The sequence below is a fragment of the Gluconobacter sp. Dm-62 genome, from assembly GCF_018256155.1.
Classification (GTDB): domain Bacteria; phylum Pseudomonadota; class Alphaproteobacteria; order Acetobacterales; family Acetobacteraceae; genus Gluconobacter.
This window is the reverse complement of the sequence record NZ_JAERLY010000008.1, coordinates 123,062-139,682: the sequence shown is the minus strand read 5'-3', so window position 1 is coordinate 139,682 and position 16,621 is coordinate 123,062. Positions and strand designations below refer to the sequence as shown.

Below are 16,621 nucleotides of genomic sequence, written 5' to 3'. Positions count from 1 at the left end.
CAGGCGTGACAGGGCCGGGGTTTCAGCAGCCTACAGAGATCTGAAAGCCTGAAGGGCCCGGTCCCGCCCTTCCTTCAGATCGACAACGGGACGCGGATAGGTTCTGCCGAGAATGACTCCTCCCTTCCGCAGTTCCTCCTCTCCCGCTGCCCAGGGTTCAAACAGGGCCTTGCCGGAAAGGCGGCCCAGCTCAGGCACCCACTGGCGAATATAATCGCCGTCCGGATCGAACTTTTCGGCCTGTCGCGTCGGATTGAAAATCCTGAAAAATGGCGTGGCCTCGATGCCCGTTCCCGCAACCCACTGCCAGTTCATGGCATTGTTCGCGAAATCGGCGTCCACCAGCGTGTCGCGGAACCAGGCTTCCCCTGCCTTCCAGTCAATCAGCAGGTGCTTTGTCAGGAAAGAGCCCACGATCATGCGCGCCCTGTTATGCATCCAGCCTGTCTGCCAGAGCTGACGCATCCCCGCATCCACGATCGGCACCCCCGTCTGTCCACGCTGCCACGCCTTCAGATCAGACGCGCTTTTCCGCCAGTGCATGGCGGAAAATTTGGGGCTCAGGTTTTCAAACGGCAGGTTCGGCAGATGGTACAGCGTGTAGCGGGCAAACTCCCTCCAGCCGAGTTCCGACAGGAATATCCGCGGGCCATCCGTATGCGCGCCATGTTTCTGAAGGGCCGCCCAGACCTGCCGTGGCGAAACCGCGCCGGAAGCCAGATAGGGAGACAGACGTGAGGTCCCTTCCTCTGCCACGCGATCCCGCCCCCTTGGATAACCGGCGACAGCATCCTTGAGAAAATCCTCAAGATGCTCTTGCCCTTCCGCCTCACCCGGCTCCCAGGTTTTCCGAAACCCTTCCGCCCAGTCCGGAGTCTGCGGGCAAAGATCTTTCTCGTTCAGCCGCGCCCCGGACAGAATGGTTTTTGGAACCGCATGAAACGTCAGACTGACCGGAACCTCAAGCGGCTCAGGAACGGCATGCGTCTGTAACGCCTTCCAGAACGACCCACAGACTTTATAAAACCCGCCCTGCTTTGTCCGCACAGCATCCGGATCAAGCAGAACCGTCCCCCAGTGCGCCCTGACCTCGCCTCCCTGCCGCCCCAGTGCTTGCCGGATACGATCATCCTGCGTCCGCTCCCGCTCATGCAGACGATGATGCAAATGCACGGAGGCTGCCTCCGTCTGTTCCGCCAGTTGTGGAAGCAGTTTCTCCGCCGAGCCTGAAAGCGTCAGCAGCGTGCCACCCTGCGCTTCCAGATGCCCTCGCAATTCCGCCAGCGCGCCATGCAACCACCAGCGCGAAGCCGCGCCAGGCGGGTGCAGGGCCGGGGTCTCGTCATCAAGAATATAAACACAGATCAGCGGGCGACCCGACGCTGCCGCTTCATGCAAGGCAGGATGATCTGCCATGCGCAGATCGTCTCGAAACCAGACGATGGCAGGGCGGTTCTGGGAACTGGACATGGATCCTCACAGCAGGGGAAAACGCTTCATACAGCGCCTGACGGCACCGTTCGTTCAGAATGGCTTTTTCCAGAACAGGATTAAGTTATTTCTGGGCCTGCGCAGATGATTACCTGAGAAAAATTTTCCTTTCCTGCGGTGAACCATTGCTCCCGGATGTCGTTTACAAGGCAAAACGCTCTTTAGAGGAATTTTACCTATGTCCACCAAGTCCATCGCACGCATTGCCCTGTCCCTGGCTCTCCTGTCCGGCGCTGGCGTTTCGCTTTCAGCCTGCAACACGGTCCACGGTGCGGGTCAGGACGTCAGCTCCATTGGACACAATGTCTCTCGCGGGGCCAATGCGACACAGGATGCCATTCAGCGCAACACGGACGCATCCACACACTGAGCCTGACATCCAGCTCGGGTTCATTGAACCGCCGGTCTCTCGACCGGCGGTTTTTTATTGCCCTGCTCCCTTCTGCCCACCCTCCAGCAGGCCGCCTCTCCCTCAGGTGAAGGCAGTATGCAGATTTTTACTTGTCATCCGTACTCAGACAGTCCCATAGTTTGAGTTGAACAAAGACGTTCTCAGGGCGGGGTGAAATTCCCCACCGGCGGTATTGGCGGATTTCTCCGCCTCAGCCCGCGAGCGCCTTCCGGATTTCGGTCTGGAAGGGACAAGCAGATCCGGTGAGACTCCGGAGCCGACGGTTAGAGTCCGGATGGAAGAGAACGCAGCACTTGTCCGGTGACGGACAGGTTCGGGCATCTGTTGCCCGGCCTGTTTTCCGTATCGGCTGAGGGCGGCGTGCGCCTTGCGAGCGTCCCGATTGTAACGGGACCAGAAGACGCAACTTGGCTGACCAGATCACCCTTTCCGACACTGTAGCGCTGAACGCAATCCGCGACGGGTTCCGTACGGCCATTTCGCAGGCTGTCGAAACCTTCGGTGCCACGGCTCCCAACCCGTCTGTAGGATGCGCGCTGTTGGATGCGCAAGGCCGCATCCTGACGGTTGGCGTTCATCCGCGCGTCGGACAGCCCCATGCCGAAGCGATGGCTCTGGCGCAGGCCCGGGCAGCGGGTGTGCTGGATCAGGCGCGTGTGGCTCTCGTCACGCTGGAACCCTGCAATCACACGGGGCGCACACCGCCATGCAGCGAGGCCCTGCGCAACAGCCCGGTCCGCGAGGTCTGGATCGGTGCGGCCGACCCCAACCCGCAGGCTGCGGGGGGGGCATCTCGGCTCCGCGAAATGCCGGGTGCAAAGCGCGTGGTCATGCTGGCGGATCGGCCGGATATGGCGGATCTGGCGCGGGACTGCCGGGCCCTTCTGGCACCTTTCGCAAGCCGCGTCGTCCGGCACCGCCCTTGGATCAGCGTCAAACAGGCGCTGGACGAAAATGGCTCCATGGTGCCGCCGCCAGGGCAGAAAACCTTCACATCCTCGGACTCGCTCGTCCTCGCGCATCGCCTGCGCCGGGCAACGGATGCGATCATCACGGGCATCGGCACCGTTCTGACGGACCGCCCGCGCTTCACGGTCCGGCATGTGCCGGACCATGATAACCGCAAGCCGCGCCTGCTCGTCGTGTGCGACCGGCACGGAAGACTTCCGGCAGACTGGACAGCCGAGATGACGCAGGCCGGATTCGACGTCATTTCCAGCCCCGATCTGCTCTCGGTCCCCGCCATGCTGGCGGAGCGCGGCTCGAACTGGGCGATGATCGAAGCCGGGCCTGCCCTGCTGGCCTCAGTGGCCGAAGCCGGGCTGTGGGACGACTGGCTCACCATTCATAAAACTGCGGGTCACAAAACTGCGGGCGCTGACCGCATTGATCTGAAATCGCGGGACGAGAGCCCGCTGCGACTGCTGAGGGAAAACGCATGTTCTCTGGAATCATAGAGCGTCTGGGAACCGTCCGCTCGGCTTCTGTCCGTGACAGGGCCATGGACCTGACCGTGGAGACAGGCTTCCCCGATCTGGAACTCGGCGAGAGCGTGGCCGTGAACGGCGTGTGTCTGACGGTCGAGACCTTCGATGCAGCGGGCGTGGCGACGTTCCATCTCAGCGGCGAGACGCTGTCCCGCACCCCCCTGGATCAGCTCAGGGCCGGATCACGCGTCAATCTGGAACGCGCCGTTGCCGCCAGCACGCGCCTTTCGGGCCATATCGTGCAGGGCCATGTGGATGGCGTCGCGACCCTCGCCAACGTTGAAAAAGCAGGCGATTCCTATGCCCTGCGTGTGTTCGTTCCACAGGCGCTGCGCCAGTATGTCGTGGAAAAGGGCTCCATCACCTTCGACGGCATCAGCCTGACGGTGAACGACCTGCATGACGACATCACGCGCGGCAATCAGGCCGGTTTCGAAGTTGGCCTGACGATCATTCCGCACACCTGGGAACACACCAACCTCTCCACACTGTCGGTCGGGGACCGGATGGATGTGGAAGTCGATGTGCTCTCAAAATATGTCGAGAACCTGCTGCGGTTCTCCCCCAGCCTTGGAAAGGTGGCCTCATGAAGCCGTCCCTGAAAGCCGCCATCGAGGCCATCCGCGCGGGAGGCATGGTCGTTATGGTCGATGATGAGAACCGGGAGAACGAGGGCGATCTGGTCATGGCGGCGCAGTTCGCCACGCCGGAAGCAATCAACTTCATGGTCCGTGAGGCGCGCGGACTGATCTGCCTGCCGCTGGAAGCCGAACAGGCCGACCGTCTCGCCCTGCCTCCCATGGTGGCGCGCAATCGCGACCCGCGCGGCACGGCCTTCACGGTCTCGATCGAAGCGGCAACAGGCGTGACGACCGGCATTTCCGCCGCCGACCGCGCCCGCACGATTGTCGTGGCTGCCAATCCCGCGGCCAAGGCGGACGATCTTGTCTCGCCGGGGCATATCTTCCCGCTCCGCGCGCATCCGGAAGGCGTGCTGGGCCGCAATGGCCATACCGAAGGCTCCATCGACATCGCGCGTCTAGCCGGGCTGGAACCCGCTGGCGTGATCTGCGAAATCATGGCCGATGACGGCAGCATGATGCGCCTGCCGGAACTTCGGAAATATGCTGCCCGCCACAACATGCCCGTCGTCAGCATCGCGGACCTTCAGGACTGGTGCCGCGAGCACGGGCGCGGCGCCGTGGCAGGTCATGACCTGATCTGCACGCCCGTTCCGGCTGCGGGCGAAATGGTGGCGGACTCCGCGTTGCCGAGCATCTTCGGGGGCCACGATCTGCGGATCCATGCCTTCCGCGCCGTCGATGGCGTGGAGCACGTCGCGCTGGTGAAGGGCGACCCATCCAAAGGCGTGCCGTTGATCCGGCTGCACTCCGAATGCGTGACGGGCGATGCGCTCGGCTCCCTGCGCTGCGACTGTGGCGCGCAACTCCGCGAGGCACTGGAGCGGATTTCAGCGTCGGAATCCGGCGTTCTGGTCTATCTGCGGGGCCATGAAGGCCGCGGGATCGGCCTGGCCAACAAGATCCGCGCCTATGAACTTCAGGATCACGGCATGGACACGGTCGAGGCTAATGAGGCCCTCGGCCTGCCCGCCGATGCCCGCGAATGGGATGCGGCGGCCGACCTGCTGCGCCATCTGGGCGTGAGTTCGCTGCGCCTTCTGACGAACAATCCGGACAAGGAATCCAACCTCGTCCGCTTCGGCTTTGACGTGAAATCCAGCGAGCGTCTGGAAATCGAAGCCAATCCTTTCAACCGCGCCTATCTTGCGACCAAACGCACGCGGATGGGCCATTTCCTTCAGGAACAGCCGGCATGAGCAAGCACATCCCCGTAGCCCCCGATCTGCGTCTTTCGCCCGCGCCGAAAATGGCTATCGTGGTCAGCCGCTTCAACACGAACATCACGGGCGGCCTGAAGAACGGCTCGCTCGAATGGCTCGAAGAGCGCGGCATCACGGATGTGGACGTCTATGACGCGCCCGGCGCTTTCGAGCTGCCGCTTCTGGCACAGCGTCTGGCGAAGTCCGGCCAGTATGAAGGCGTGATCTGCCTGGGCTGCGTCATCAAGGGTGACACTGCGCATTTCGAGTTCATCTCGCTGGGCGCGACCATTGGCATCATGCAGGCCCAGCTTGCAACAGAAGTGCCGATCGCCTTCGGAATCCTGACGACCTACACCGAGCAGCAGGCCGTGGACCGCTCCCGCAAGGACGCCGAAAACAAGGGCCGCGAAGCCGCCGCAGCCTGCGTCGAAAGCGTGGCCTTCCTGCGCAACGTTCCCGGCCAGCCCTGATCATCCCAAAAAGGGGTTTATGCCCGTTCCGTCAGAAACGCCGATAAAGAAGTTCCGGCCTTTCTGACGCCTCGGTCACAGCCCGTTCCACCCGGTCGTGGAACGGAGAAAGGCTGCAGACGGGATCAGTGTTTGCTGCATTTCCCGTCAGCGCCATTGCCTGACACCGGCAGCCACCCCAGTCCCGTTCCTTGCGTTCACAGGACCGGCAGGGCTCGGGCATCCAGTCCGTACCACGGAACATGTTGAAGAGCGGCGAGGCGTTCCAGATCTCGGACAGGCTCACATCCTTCACATTCGGGAACGAGACATCGGGAATGATTTCGGCCGCATGGCACGGCAACACACGCCCGGAAGGCGTAACATTCACGAACCGCTGCCCCCAGCCTCCCATGCAGGGTTTGGGTCGGTCAGCATGATAGTCCGGCGTCACATAATCGATGGAAAGACCGCCCTTCGCACGCTCCACCTCCACGGCGCGCGTGGATTCCTGTAGCTGCTCGCGGCTGGGCAGCAGCGCATCACGGTTCTTCAGACCCCACCCATAATACTGGGTATGGGCGATCTCGACCCGCCCCGCCCCCAGCTCCCGCGCCAATGCGAACATCTCGGGGATACGGGCAACATTTTCCCTGTGCACCACAAAGTTCAGCGTCATCGGAATGCCGGACGCCCGGATCAACCGTGCTGCTTCGATCTTCCGCTGCTGCGCCCCCTTGAGACCGCCAATACGCTCGGCGCCCGCTTCCGTCACATCCTGGAAAGACAGCTGAACATGATCCAGGCCAGCCCTGTCGAGCGCTTCCAGCTTTGGCTCGTCCAGCAGGATGCCTGACGTAATCAGGTTGGAATACAGGTTGAGCTTCTGGGCAACGGAAACCAGTTCAACCAGATCCGGACGGGCCATGGGCTCGCCGCCGGAGAAATGAACCTGCAGCACACCGAGCTCGGCAGCCTGCTCCAGCACGGTGCGCCAGGTGGCTGTATCGAGTTCTGCCGCCTTGCGTTCAAGCTCAAGCGGATTGGAGCAGTAGGGGCAGGACAGTGGGCATCGATGCGTCAGTTCAGCCAGAAGGCTCATCGGCGGCGAAGGAAGTGTCATATGTGCAGAACGTTCTTTTCTGTCAGTTCAGAAAGAAGCGCGAGGACATCCTTCGCAATGACCTCACGCGGGGCGGAAAACTCGTTTGCAAGCTGCTGGATGATATCGCCGACGCTGCGTTTCCCATCCAGCAGCCGCAGAATATGCGGCGCGGAGCCCTCAATCACAAACGCTTTTTCAGGGGCCTGCACGATCCACAGATCCCGCACGCGATCGTGCTGGAGCCGGTGGCCACGGGCGAAGGAGAGCACTGTCTCCTCCGCGATACCCGGGGGGGCTTCCGTCATGGAACGAAGGCGCCTGGCGGAATATGACCTTCCACATAGGCGTAGTCGAGCGCGTCCAGCATCGTCCACAGCACGGAACACTTGAACTCCAGCGCGCCCAGAACCTCTTTCTGCTGTTCAGGAGTGCGGGCGTTTTCGCGCACATAAGCCAGAGCGAAATCGGAATCCCGCGGCGCCTGCGTCAGACGGGGGGTGAAATAGGCCAGTGTCTTTTCCGACACGAAATCATAGTGCCGCAGCATTCCGGACACGCGCTCGCTGATAATCGTCGGCGAGAACAGTTCCGTGAGCGACGATGCGATGGCGGCCAGAATCGACTGGTCCCGCACGAAATTCACATAGGCATCCACCGAAAAGCGCGTCGCCGGAAGCAGACCGTCGAGGCTTTCCACATACTCGCGATCCAGTCCCAAACCGTCCGTCAGCATCAGCCAGCGCGCGACACCACCCGTTCCGGGCTCCGTGCCGTCATGATCCTCGATCCGGCGACGCCATTCCCGGCGCAGCTCGGCCGTCGGCAGACGTGCGAGAAGCGTCGCGTCCTTGGCAGGGATGCGGGCCTGATAATAATAGCGGTTCAGCGCCCAGGCCTGAACCTGCGCGCGGTCGAGCTTGCCATCATGCAGCTTGCGATGGAACGGATGGCGGTTGTGATACCGCTCGGCACCGATCTGACGAAGCTTTGCTTCAAGCTGGTCGGGCGTAAGGAGCGTCATGGTGTGTCCAGTCTGAAAGTCATGCCGTCTTCCGCAACCGTCCATCCGGCGCGTTCGACGTCTTTGCGTTCGGGGCTGTCTTCAAACAGAATCGGATTTGAGTTGTTGATATGAATCAACACCTTGCGAGGTTTTTCGCATGTTGTGAAACATTCGACCGGCCCACCGGCGTCATTCACCGACACGTGCCCCATCCGCTGTCCGCTCTTGGGGCTCAATCCGGCGCGGATCATTTCATCATCCCGCCACAACGTCCCGTCGAAGAACACAAGATCGGCCGCAGCGACCCGTTCCACGATCTCCGGCGTGATGTGCGCGCAGCCGGGAATGAAGAGCAGCGTCTTCTTTCCATCCGTAATGGACAGGCCCAGCGTTTCGTCCGGGCGTGAGCCTGCGGCTTCCGCGTAAAGAGGCGCCTTGCCGGGAACGGCAAACGCCGTGAGCAGAAGACCGGACGGGATCCCGTCCTTGTTCATCAGGGACGTGGCTTCATCAAGAATAAGCGGGACGCGCGGAGCAATTTCGGGGTCAAGCGCGCCGAAAATCGGGTTGTCCGCAAGCTGCTGAAGGGTCGAGTCGCTCCCCATCAGCGTAAAAGGTTCACGCTCACGCAATGTCAGGAGCCCGGTTATGGCGTCGATCTCGCCACAGGTCAGCACGACGCCCTGAATGGGTGTGCCACGCAGGCTGCCCTGATGGTGCAGGGCCGGGGTCTCGATGATCTGCTGACGCAGATCGGGCGAGGCGTTGAGAATGAACCAGCGTTTTCCGTCGGCGCTGACGGCAATGGAGGCCTGGGTCCGGGCTTTTGCGCCCTGTCGCGTGCGGGCGGCCACACAGCCGGGCGCTGCGGAGTTCCACTGCGGAAAACCGCCCCCTGCCGCCGCGCCGAGCACGATGACATCAATCATTTTTTCACAAACCGTCTGACTGGGGCACCCTGCGGCACCCATGAACGAAAACGGCCGCTCCATGGGGGAGCGGCCGTGCCATATTCCTCAAGGACGGGGCCTGGGGAAAGAGCTTATTTCTTCTCGCCGCAGACATACGAGTTGATTTCTGCGCCCAGCGGGATTTCGGTAACTTTCGGTGTGTTCCAGGCCATAATGGTTCTCCTTAAGTCTGCGATAACCGGTGAATGCGACAGATGGTCCATCCATGCACACCCACAGGCGCTCCTCATTATTTAGTGACCTGATGGCACTGGAGTTCAAGGGGGTTTTTGGGCAGAACACGCAACTGTGTCCTTTCGCGGATCGTTTGATCCAGACGATCCGTCTTCGTTACAGGCAAAAAAACATGTCCGGCCGTCCCTCTGCGTCTTCCGCCGACCCTGCCTGTAGCGATAGTCCGCCCCCATCCGGAAAACCCAGTGAAAGACTGGCGCCCGACGGCGATTTTCCAGATCCGACCCTCGACCGGAACCTGCTGCGCGAACACCTGAACATCCGGGACATGTGCGTCCTGATCCTGACAATTCTGGCCGTGTTCTATTCGCTGTATTTCACGGCACCCATCCTGCTGCCCTTCGTCTTCGCGCTCGTTCTGAACCTGCTCATGATCGCACCCATGCGATTCCTGACCCAGCGCCTGCGTCTGCCCAGGCATCTGGCGGGACTGCTGCTGATCGTCATGATGTTCGGAGTCGTAGGCGGAATCGCCACAACCATTTCCGTTCCTGCCGCCGGCTGGATCACCCGCGCCCCACAGACGCTCCCCGCCCTGCAAAGCAAGCTGGCGGTGCTCAGCGGGCCGATCGACGTCGTTCAGCGCGACTACATGCGTCTGTCTGCCATGTTCAGCGGACATTCGGGCAGTACGCACACCACTCATGGCGTCACCGCCCCGATCAGTGGGGAAACGGCCCTGTCGCGGCTCGGCTCTTCCGTTCTGGCTGGCACGCGCGAACTTGCGGGCGGCTTTTTCTCGATGCTGCTGATGCTGTTCTTCCTCATGACGGAAGGCGACACGCTTCTGCGGCGCTGCGTCGAGATCATGCCGACCTACGCCAAGAAACGCCGTCTCGTGGAAATGGCGACCCAGATCGAGCAGAACGTCTCGCTCTATCTCGTGACGATCACGATGATGAATCTGGGTGTCGGGCTGGTGAACATGATCCAGTGCTGGGCGACCGGCATGCCCAATCCGCTCCTGTGGGGCGTTCTAGCCTTCCTGCTGAACTACATTCCCATCATCGGCCCGCTCACGGGTGTCGTGGTCTATTTCGTGGTCGGGCTCTTCAGCTTCCCCTCGCTGCTTTACGCGCTCCTGCCGCCATCGATCTATCTGCTGATCCATGTGCTGGAAGGCGAGACTATCACGCCCATGCTGCTGGCCCGGCGCTTCACGCTCAATCCCGTTTTCGTCATGGGATCGCTGCTGTTCTGGGACTGGATGTGGGGCATTTCGGGCGCCTTCCTGTCCGTGCCAATGCTCGCGGTTTTCAAGATCGTCTGTGACCATATCGAGGTTCTGGCGCCGCTCGGCCATGTGCTGGGCGGCCCGACGAGGCGGACGATCAGTAGTGCCATTGTTGCGCAGTTGCAGTCAGAACCGTGAGGATCGGGGCTTTGCCCCGCGCCCCACAAAGGGGCTCGCCCCTTTGATCCCGATTCCAAATCAAGCGGTTTCCAAAGGCCCCCGGCCTTTGGCGGGTTTCAGGGCAGCGCCCTGAATATCTGGCCAGAGCCGCCCCCTTTACGCTAGACGCTTCGGCAGAACATTCCTGTCCGGTTCATTATTCCAAGGAGACCCCATGACCCAACTGCCCCGCCGTGGCGTCTGTCTGGTGATCTCGGCCCCGTCTGGTGCGGGCAAGTCCACCATTGCCAACGCCCTGCGCGCTTCGGAGCCAACCCTGCGCCATTCCGTCTCGGTCACGACGCGCGGGCCGCGTCCGGGGGAAGTCGAGGGTGTACATTACCATTTCCGGGATATCGCGGAGTTCCGCCGCATGGCTGCGGATGGTGAACTGCTGGAATGGGCGGAGGTCTTTGGTCGGGGATATGGCACGCCACGCGCGCCGGTCGAGGAAGCACTGGATGCCGGGCATGACATGGTCTTCGATATCGACTGGCAGGGACACCGCCTTCTGCGCGCCGCCTTGCCGGACGATGTGGTAAGCCTGTTCGTCCTGCCGCCTTCCTTAGAAGAACTGGAGCGCCGGCTGAACAAGCGCGCTTCAGACCATCCGGAAGAAATTGCCAAGCGCATGAAGGCAGCGCTGGATGAAATTTCCCACTGGGCCGAGTTCGATCATACGATCATCAACTCGGAGCTGGACACGGCGATTTCGCAGGCCCGCTCGGTTCTGACAGCCGCGCGGCTTGCAACGCGGCGTCAGCGCAACCTGCTGGAGATGGTCGCCAGCTTCAGCCGCTGACCCCGTCGGCGCGTCTGGCCGAGCCATCGCCTACGGCCAAGACTTGGGAAGATTCCGGCTTCGTGATATGCGCTGCCTACCCAGTGACTGCGGACAGCCAAGGACCAGACGTCGCATGACAGCGCTCCAGACCGACCCCCCGATCATACCCCGGAACGGAACGGACACGATCGCGCATCATCGCACGCCGCTGATCTTGGCGTTGCCGAAAGGGCGCATCCTCAAGGCGCTCGCTCCTGTCCTGACGCGTACGGGCATCGAGCCCGACCCGGACTGTTTGACCGAAAGCAGCCGCCGCCTGCGCTTTGGCACGTCCGATCCAAATCTGGACGTCGTGCGCGTCCGCTCTTTCGATGTCGCGACCTTCGTGGCCTATGGCGGCGCTGATATCGGCGTGTGCGGCGCGGATGTGCTGATGGAATTTGACTATCCGGACATCTACGCCCCGCTCGATCTGGGCATTGGCGGCTGCCGCATCTGCGTGGCGCGCCCGAAGGCCATGGTGGAAGACCCCGCGACCGGCCAGTCCCGTCTGCGCGTCGCCACGAAATATCCCACCATCGCCCGCCGCCATTTCGCCTCCCGCGCCATTAACGCCGAGATCGTGCATCTGAACGGTGCAATGGAACTCGCGCCGACGCTGGATCTGGCGAGCGTGATCGTCGATCTGGTCGATACCGGCTCCACACTGCGCGCCAATGGCCTGATGGAAACCGAGACCATCGCCCATGTCACGAGCCGCCTGATCGTCAACCGTGTCGCGCTCAAGACCCGTCCCGAAGAAATCAGCGCCCTGATCGAACGCTTCCGTGCGGCCCTCGCCACGGAGGGGACGGTCTGATGAAACGCCTCGATACGTCCGCTACCGGTTTCGCCGAAGACTTCGCAACACTGCTGGCCGCGCGTGGCAGCGACGAACGCAGCGTGGCCGAGCCGGTCCGCGCGATCCTTGCCGATGTGCGCAGCCGGGGTGACGAAGCCCTGTGCGACTATACTGCCCGCTTTGACCGCCTGACGCTTCCGGCTGAAAAGCTGCGGATCAGCGCTGAAGAAATCGCGTCCGAAGCCGCGCGCGTCCCTGCGGATCTGATGGATGCCTTACGCACCGCCGCCCGCCGGATCGAGACGTTTCACGCCGCACAGATGCCCAAGGATCTGGATTTCACAGATGAGGACGGCATTCGCCTCGGCATGCGCTGGACCCCGCTGGATGCGGTTGGGCTGTATGTTCCAGGCGGCAAGGCGGCCTATCCGTCTTCCGTGCTGATGAACGCCCTACCCGCCCGTGTGGCGGGTGTGAAGCGGCTGGCCATGTGCGTCCCGACGCCGGATGGTGTGCTGAACCCGCTGGTTCTCGCAGCCGCGCAGCTTTGCGGCGTTACGGAAATCTACCGCATCGGTGGCGCACAGGCCGTCGGCGCAATGGCGTTTGGTACGGACCTCATGGCCCCGGTGGACCGCATCGTCGGCCCGGGCAATGCGTATGTCGCGGAAGCCAAGCGGCAGGTCTTTGGCCATGTTGGAATCGACAGCATCGCCGGACCGTCCGAAGTCGTGGTCGTGGCCGATGGCCAAAACGAGCCGCGCCTCGTAGCGCTCGATCTGCTGGCCCAGGCGGAGCATGACGAGCAGGCGCAGGCCATCCTCATTACGACGGATGCCGCCTTTGCCGAGCGTGCTGCCGAAGCCGTCTGCAAGGAGCTGGAAACGCTTCCCCGTACGACCATCGCCACGAAAAGCTGGGAAGACCACGGCGCAATCATCGTGGTACGTTCGCTGGAAGAAGCCGCCGAGATCGTCAACGCGCTGGCACCCGAGCATCTGGAAGTCATGCTCGACGCCCCGCGTGAGTTCTCGCCCATGATCCGTCATGCGGGCGCGATCTTCATGGGCCGCTATTGCCCCGAAGCCGTGGGCGATTATGTCGGTGGCCCGAACCACGTCCTGCCGACCAGCCGCACGGCGCGTTTCGCCTCCGGCCTGTCAGTCTTCGACTTCATCAAGCGCACGACCACGATCGAAACCGACGAAGCCGGCCTGCGCCGGATCGGTCCGGCCGGCGTGGCTCTGGCAAAGTCCGAAGGGCTGGACGCCCATGCGCTCAGCCTGTCGGTCCGTCTGGAAAAGAACTAGGGCCAGTAGATCTTTTATCAACGCGAGTTGATTCTTGTCAGTTGGACATGGGAAGAGAGGCAGCGGCTAGTATGAGTAGTTTTGATCTCCGCTCACCCACCTCGGAAGAGTAGACGATATCGCAGGTGCTCCAGAGCCTAGATCTTGATTCTACTTTTGAAGCACAATTCAGCCGCTGGATATCTCTCGCATTTTACCGCCTGATGTTCGTCAGGCACAACGCCGGCTAAAACACCTGTCCAAGTCCAAGGGACACACTGGCGGAGCGAGGAAGGCTTCAAAACGAACAAAAAGAATTTGACCTCGATCTCAATGAAGCGTGGCCTTGGCGGGCGGGCGGCCGTCATTACGTGTCGTCTATCATGCTTGCCTGTGCCTTGATGGGCGAAATCAGAGCACAGGCGAACTACGGATTTCTCTCAACCATATCCAGCATGAGTCACATTCCCGAAGAAAGCATTAGAGAACCGCCTACGCCTACCATTTTGAGAACACAACTGTAGTGTTAGAATTGGCCAAAATTAGATGCATCACTCCATTGAAAATAAATATATACTCTTAATGTGCACCACCGAACAAATAACAATAATTAGTAAATCTCCACCCTCCTGAAGTGCAAAAAATTATTTCCAACAACTTCTATTTTTATAAACCTTGCATCTATTGTATTTTCCATTAATTTTATAGAAAACTCGTTATCATCAACCCAATTTATATCATTAACCGAGATTTTATTTCTCCAATCATCTCCAAAATTCGAGAAATAAATAGATATATTCTTTATTCTATCTGAAGAAGAATCATTCCTGTTGTAAATCTTTATTTCTTTTATTTCTTTTATAGATCCAAGGTCTATTGACCACCAAGGATTTTCTTCAAAAGCAGTATGGTTGCTGTAAGCACCATCATCTATAGCACCAACCAACAGACCCGCATCTTCTTCCAAGGAGGACCCTTTGGACCATTCCGATAAAGAACTTTGTGTACAATTTTTTCCTAGAGAAATAACAACATCCTTATCTCCTACGGCAATATCAAAAGCACCGTTTGTTGTCTTTCTCCAAAAATCGCGTAAATATGTATCTTTTATATTGGATAACTTAATTATATCCTTATACCCGCCGTTATCAAATGCATCCTTCCAAATCGTCTGCCCCGAAAAGGTCTTACTTACACTTCGCTGCCAACGCCGGACAAAATCTTCAGTAGACTTCATAAAATAATGATTTAATACAGCAATCTCTCTAATAGCATTAGATTCTAGAGATAAATATTCAATATGCCTTTCGATAGGACTATCAATGAATTCATTCATATTTTTGCCAATAACATTGACACAATTAAAATCCATAAGATATTTGCTTATTCCGTGATGAATAGAATCAACTGGATTTTTTTCAATCCATTCATCTGAATATATTTTTGTTCTAGATATTACTTTTGTGAGCGGGTGAAGTTTTTCTTCTCTATAGCAATAATTCAGAAGAACGCTTCCTTCAGGTCTTTTTTCAAAAGAGTTTGTGCCAAACATAGACCAATTAAAGTAAACAGCATCATTCTCCTCGAATTTTACCATAAAATCTTTAATGTTATTAATATTTTTCAGTAACAAAAATTCATCTATATCTAAAAACGTAATCCATTCCGTCTGGTTTTTAAATCTCCTCAGAAAATCCAATATCATTCCAATTTGATTTCCAACCTCTGTGTAATGAACAAATGTTATATATTTTTCTTCTCCTGAAAGAAATGGAAGACAATTTGTGTATAAATCCCTTGGGTCATCATCATTGCAGTATACATAAATATGATCGAATCCTAATTTTTTATAGAAGGATACCCACTCAGATATATTATTATACTCCCAGCGACAGCACGTCATAATTGAATATTTATATTTATATGTATCGCTCACTTTTTTGTTTTCCTTGATTTTCATTTTGTATTGCATCATTATACATTTTTTATAAATTTTCTAGGTCGCAAGCTTATAAAAATTATGGGTTTTCAACGGCTGCCTTGACCCAAGTCTTTGGACTGAGGAAATCTTACTGAAGTGCTAGTGTTGCGAATTTGCCGATCATAAATGGTCTGTCTTGTCGCCATTACTACCTAACAAGCTATGCGACAACGCCCATATGGATAATTGTCGTGTATTATATAACATTCCTTAGCCTTTTCCGGACAGCGGCGACATAGGTAGAGATTCCCGAACGCTATAATCTGCTAACAATTTGCTCAACCGGTTCTATGTCCCCGCCAATTCCACCCGCGCGCCCAGAGCAACCCAACTCCGACAGTGAGAAATCGAGGTTTCGGGAAGACTGGTTATCTCCCCATGTCAGTCCAAATCCTAGACGCGACATTGGTTGCAACCCCCAGCAGCGCACCACTAACACTGAGAAAGTGGGTTTACCTGCGGAGCGTATTCTCAAAGAGTGGCAAGACAAGTGAGCCAAACTGCCCCACAAGCACAGGCACGCCCGCTGGACATTGAAGTTCACCAAGGCGAAGCGTCAGGATGATGGGACGCTCCCTCCAACCGATCTCGCCATCCTATTCTCTGGCTACAGATCGCATCTTTCCATCGAGCAGAAGTTTCCGTCTGATGCGAAAGTGGAAAACAACCGATGCGGCCGCCAGTGATGGCGCCAGACTGCGCGCAGGCCTGCTGGATAAAACCAACACGGCCTCAACGGTCTGGGCCGACACAGCCTATTGCTCGAAAGTCAATGAAGACTTCATGGAGAAGCAGGGCTTTGTCTCGAAGGTCTACAGGAAGAAGCCACATCTCAAGCTTATGTCCTGGCATATCCAAAGATTTAACGACGAAAAGTCGGTCATTCGATCGCTTGTCGAGCATGTCTTTGCTGATCAGAAATTACAGACGGGACTGTTCATCCGGACCGTAGGCATCGCCCGAGCTACCATAAGGATCGGGCTGGCCAATATCATCTATAATATGCACCTCTTCCCTTCCTGAAACGGATCAGCGCCACGGCGTAGCAACCCAGAGGATGATAATTCCCGATCTGTGAGAGACGCAAATCAAAAGTCATCACGGCAACCACAAATTGAAATACCGAAAGCCAAGCGCGTCAGTTAGCGGTTCTTCGATCCCTCCACGTGTCGTCTGGCGCAAGGCAAAGCCGACCAGAGCTTTCAGCATTAGACAGATCTGTATCGCAGTCACACCATAAATCTTTTGACCCTCGGTAGTAGGGCCTCACTCATATCACAACATGGTGCAGACTCTACGATCAGCCAGAACAGAAAGCCTCTATGATCAAGATTA

16 protein-coding genes, 1 pseudogene and 1 riboswitch are annotated in these 16,621 nt (G+C 58.2%); of the genes and pseudogenes, 10 read left to right on the top strand and 7 right to left on the bottom strand.

Annotation, left to right across the window (positions count from 1 at the left end; all coding sequences use genetic code 11):
- Nucleotides 1–30: 30 nt before the first annotated feature.
- A complete protein-coding gene (locus tag JK202_RS10050; RefSeq protein WP_211560669.1) occupies nt 31–1,470 on the bottom strand; it encodes a deoxyribodipyrimidine photo-lyase in 1,440 nt (479 codons plus the stop codon).
- Between the two features lie 199 nt (nt 1,471–1,669).
- On the opposite strand from JK202_RS10050, the gene JK202_RS10045 reads away from it, so the two are divergent.
- From JK202_RS10045 to ribH, 5 genes are all read left to right on the top strand, one after another.
- The gene (locus tag JK202_RS10045; protein ID WP_211560668.1) at nt 1,670–1,861 is read left to right on the top strand and encodes an entericidin A/B family lipoprotein; all 192 of its coding nucleotides are present in this window, start codon (nt 1,670–1,672) and stop codon (nt 1,859–1,861) included.
- A 174-nt stretch (nt 1,862–2,035) separates the two neighbouring features.
- Nucleotides 2,036–2,193, top strand: a riboswitch (FMN riboswitch).
- A 117-nt stretch (nt 2,194–2,310) separates the two neighbouring features.
- Nucleotides 2,311–3,360: a bifunctional diaminohydroxyphosphoribosylaminopyrimidine deaminase/5-amino-6-(5-phosphoribosylamino)uracil reductase RibD gene (gene ribD, locus JK202_RS10040; RefSeq protein WP_249199918.1), complete on the top strand. Its 1,050-nt coding sequence runs from the start codon at nt 2,311–2,313 to the stop codon at nt 3,358–3,360.
- Nucleotides 3,342–3,980 (top strand): riboflavin synthase, encoded by a 639-nt coding sequence (locus JK202_RS10035; RefSeq protein ID WP_211560666.1) that lies wholly within the window; start codon nt 3,342–3,344, stop codon nt 3,978–3,980. The genes ribD and JK202_RS10035 overlap by 19 nt, the downstream gene beginning before the upstream one ends.
- Nucleotides 3,977–5,230 (top strand): 3,4-dihydroxy-2-butanone-4-phosphate synthase, encoded by a 1,254-nt coding sequence (ribB, locus tag JK202_RS10030; RefSeq protein ID WP_211560665.1) that lies wholly within the window; start codon nt 3,977–3,979, stop codon nt 5,228–5,230. The genes JK202_RS10035 and ribB overlap by 4 nt, the downstream gene beginning before the upstream one ends.
- Entirely contained in the window at nt 5,227–5,706 is a 480-nt protein-coding gene (gene ribH, locus JK202_RS10025) for a 6,7-dimethyl-8-ribityllumazine synthase (RefSeq protein WP_062459559.1), read from the top strand. Before ribB ends, ribH begins: the two co-directional genes overlap by 4 nt.
- Before the next feature lie 31 nt (nt 5,707–5,737).
- Here ribH and pqqE read toward each other — a convergent pair whose 3' ends face one another.
- From pqqE to pqqA, 5 genes are all read right to left on the bottom strand, one after another.
- A complete protein-coding gene (gene pqqE / locus JK202_RS10020; protein ID WP_211560663.1) occupies nt 5,738–6,808 on the bottom strand; it encodes a pyrroloquinoline quinone biosynthesis protein PqqE in 1,071 nt (356 codons plus the stop codon).
- Nucleotides 6,805–7,095 (bottom strand): pyrroloquinoline quinone biosynthesis peptide chaperone PqqD, encoded by a 291-nt coding sequence (pqqD, locus tag JK202_RS10015; protein WP_211560661.1) that lies wholly within the window; start codon nt 7,093–7,095, stop codon nt 6,805–6,807. The genes pqqE and pqqD overlap by 4 nt, the downstream gene beginning before the upstream one ends.
- Complete coding sequence (pqqC, locus tag JK202_RS10010; protein WP_211560658.1) at nt 7,092–7,811, bottom strand: pyrroloquinoline-quinone synthase PqqC; 720 nt, start codon at nt 7,809–7,811, stop codon at nt 7,092–7,094. Before pqqC ends, pqqD begins: the two co-directional genes overlap by 4 nt.
- Nucleotides 7,808–8,722, bottom strand: coding sequence for a pyrroloquinoline quinone biosynthesis protein PqqB (gene pqqB, locus JK202_RS10005; protein WP_211560656.1), 915 nt, complete (start codon nt 8,720–8,722; stop codon nt 7,808–7,810). The genes pqqC and pqqB overlap by 4 nt, the downstream gene beginning before the upstream one ends.
- 113 nt (nt 8,723–8,835) lie before the next feature.
- Nucleotides 8,836–8,916: a pyrroloquinoline quinone precursor peptide PqqA gene (pqqA, locus tag JK202_RS10000; protein ID WP_010502998.1), complete on the bottom strand. Its 81-nt coding sequence runs from the start codon at nt 8,914–8,916 to the stop codon at nt 8,836–8,838.
- A gap of 194 nt (nt 8,917–9,110) precedes the next feature.
- On the opposite strand from pqqA, the gene JK202_RS09995 reads away from it, so the two are divergent.
- The 4 genes from JK202_RS09995 (at nt 9,111) to hisD (ending at nt 13,326) form a co-directional block, all read left to right on the top strand.
- A complete protein-coding gene (locus JK202_RS09995) occupies nt 9,111–10,370 on the top strand; it encodes an AI-2E family transporter (RefSeq protein ID WP_211560654.1) in 1,260 nt (419 codons plus the stop codon).
- Nucleotides 10,371–10,566: 196 nt separating this feature from the next.
- Nucleotides 10,567–11,193: a guanylate kinase gene (gene gmk, locus JK202_RS09990; RefSeq protein WP_211560651.1), complete on the top strand. Its 627-nt coding sequence runs from the start codon at nt 10,567–10,569 to the stop codon at nt 11,191–11,193.
- A 115-nt stretch (nt 11,194–11,308) separates the two neighbouring features.
- Entirely contained in the window at nt 11,309–12,034 is a 726-nt protein-coding gene (hisG, locus tag JK202_RS09985) for an ATP phosphoribosyltransferase (protein WP_249199917.1), read from the top strand.
- Nucleotides 12,034–13,326: a histidinol dehydrogenase gene (hisD, locus tag JK202_RS09980; RefSeq protein ID WP_211560648.1), complete on the top strand. Its 1,293-nt coding sequence runs from the start codon at nt 12,034–12,036 to the stop codon at nt 13,324–13,326. The genes hisG and hisD overlap by 1 nt, the downstream gene beginning before the upstream one ends.
- A 589-nt stretch (nt 13,327–13,915) precedes the next feature.
- Here hisD and JK202_RS09975 read toward each other — a convergent pair.
- The gene (locus JK202_RS09975) at nt 13,916–15,241 is read right to left on the bottom strand and encodes a discoidin domain-containing protein (RefSeq protein ID WP_211560646.1); all 1,326 of its coding nucleotides are present in this window, start codon (nt 15,239–15,241) and stop codon (nt 13,916–13,918) included.
- Nucleotides 15,242–15,649: 408 nt separating this feature from the next.
- Here JK202_RS09975 and JK202_RS09970 point away from each other — a divergent pair.
- A pseudogene (locus tag JK202_RS09970) lies at nt 15,650–16,332 on the top strand (transposase); the annotation flags it as partial.
- Nucleotides 16,333–16,621 lie beyond the last annotated feature (289 nt).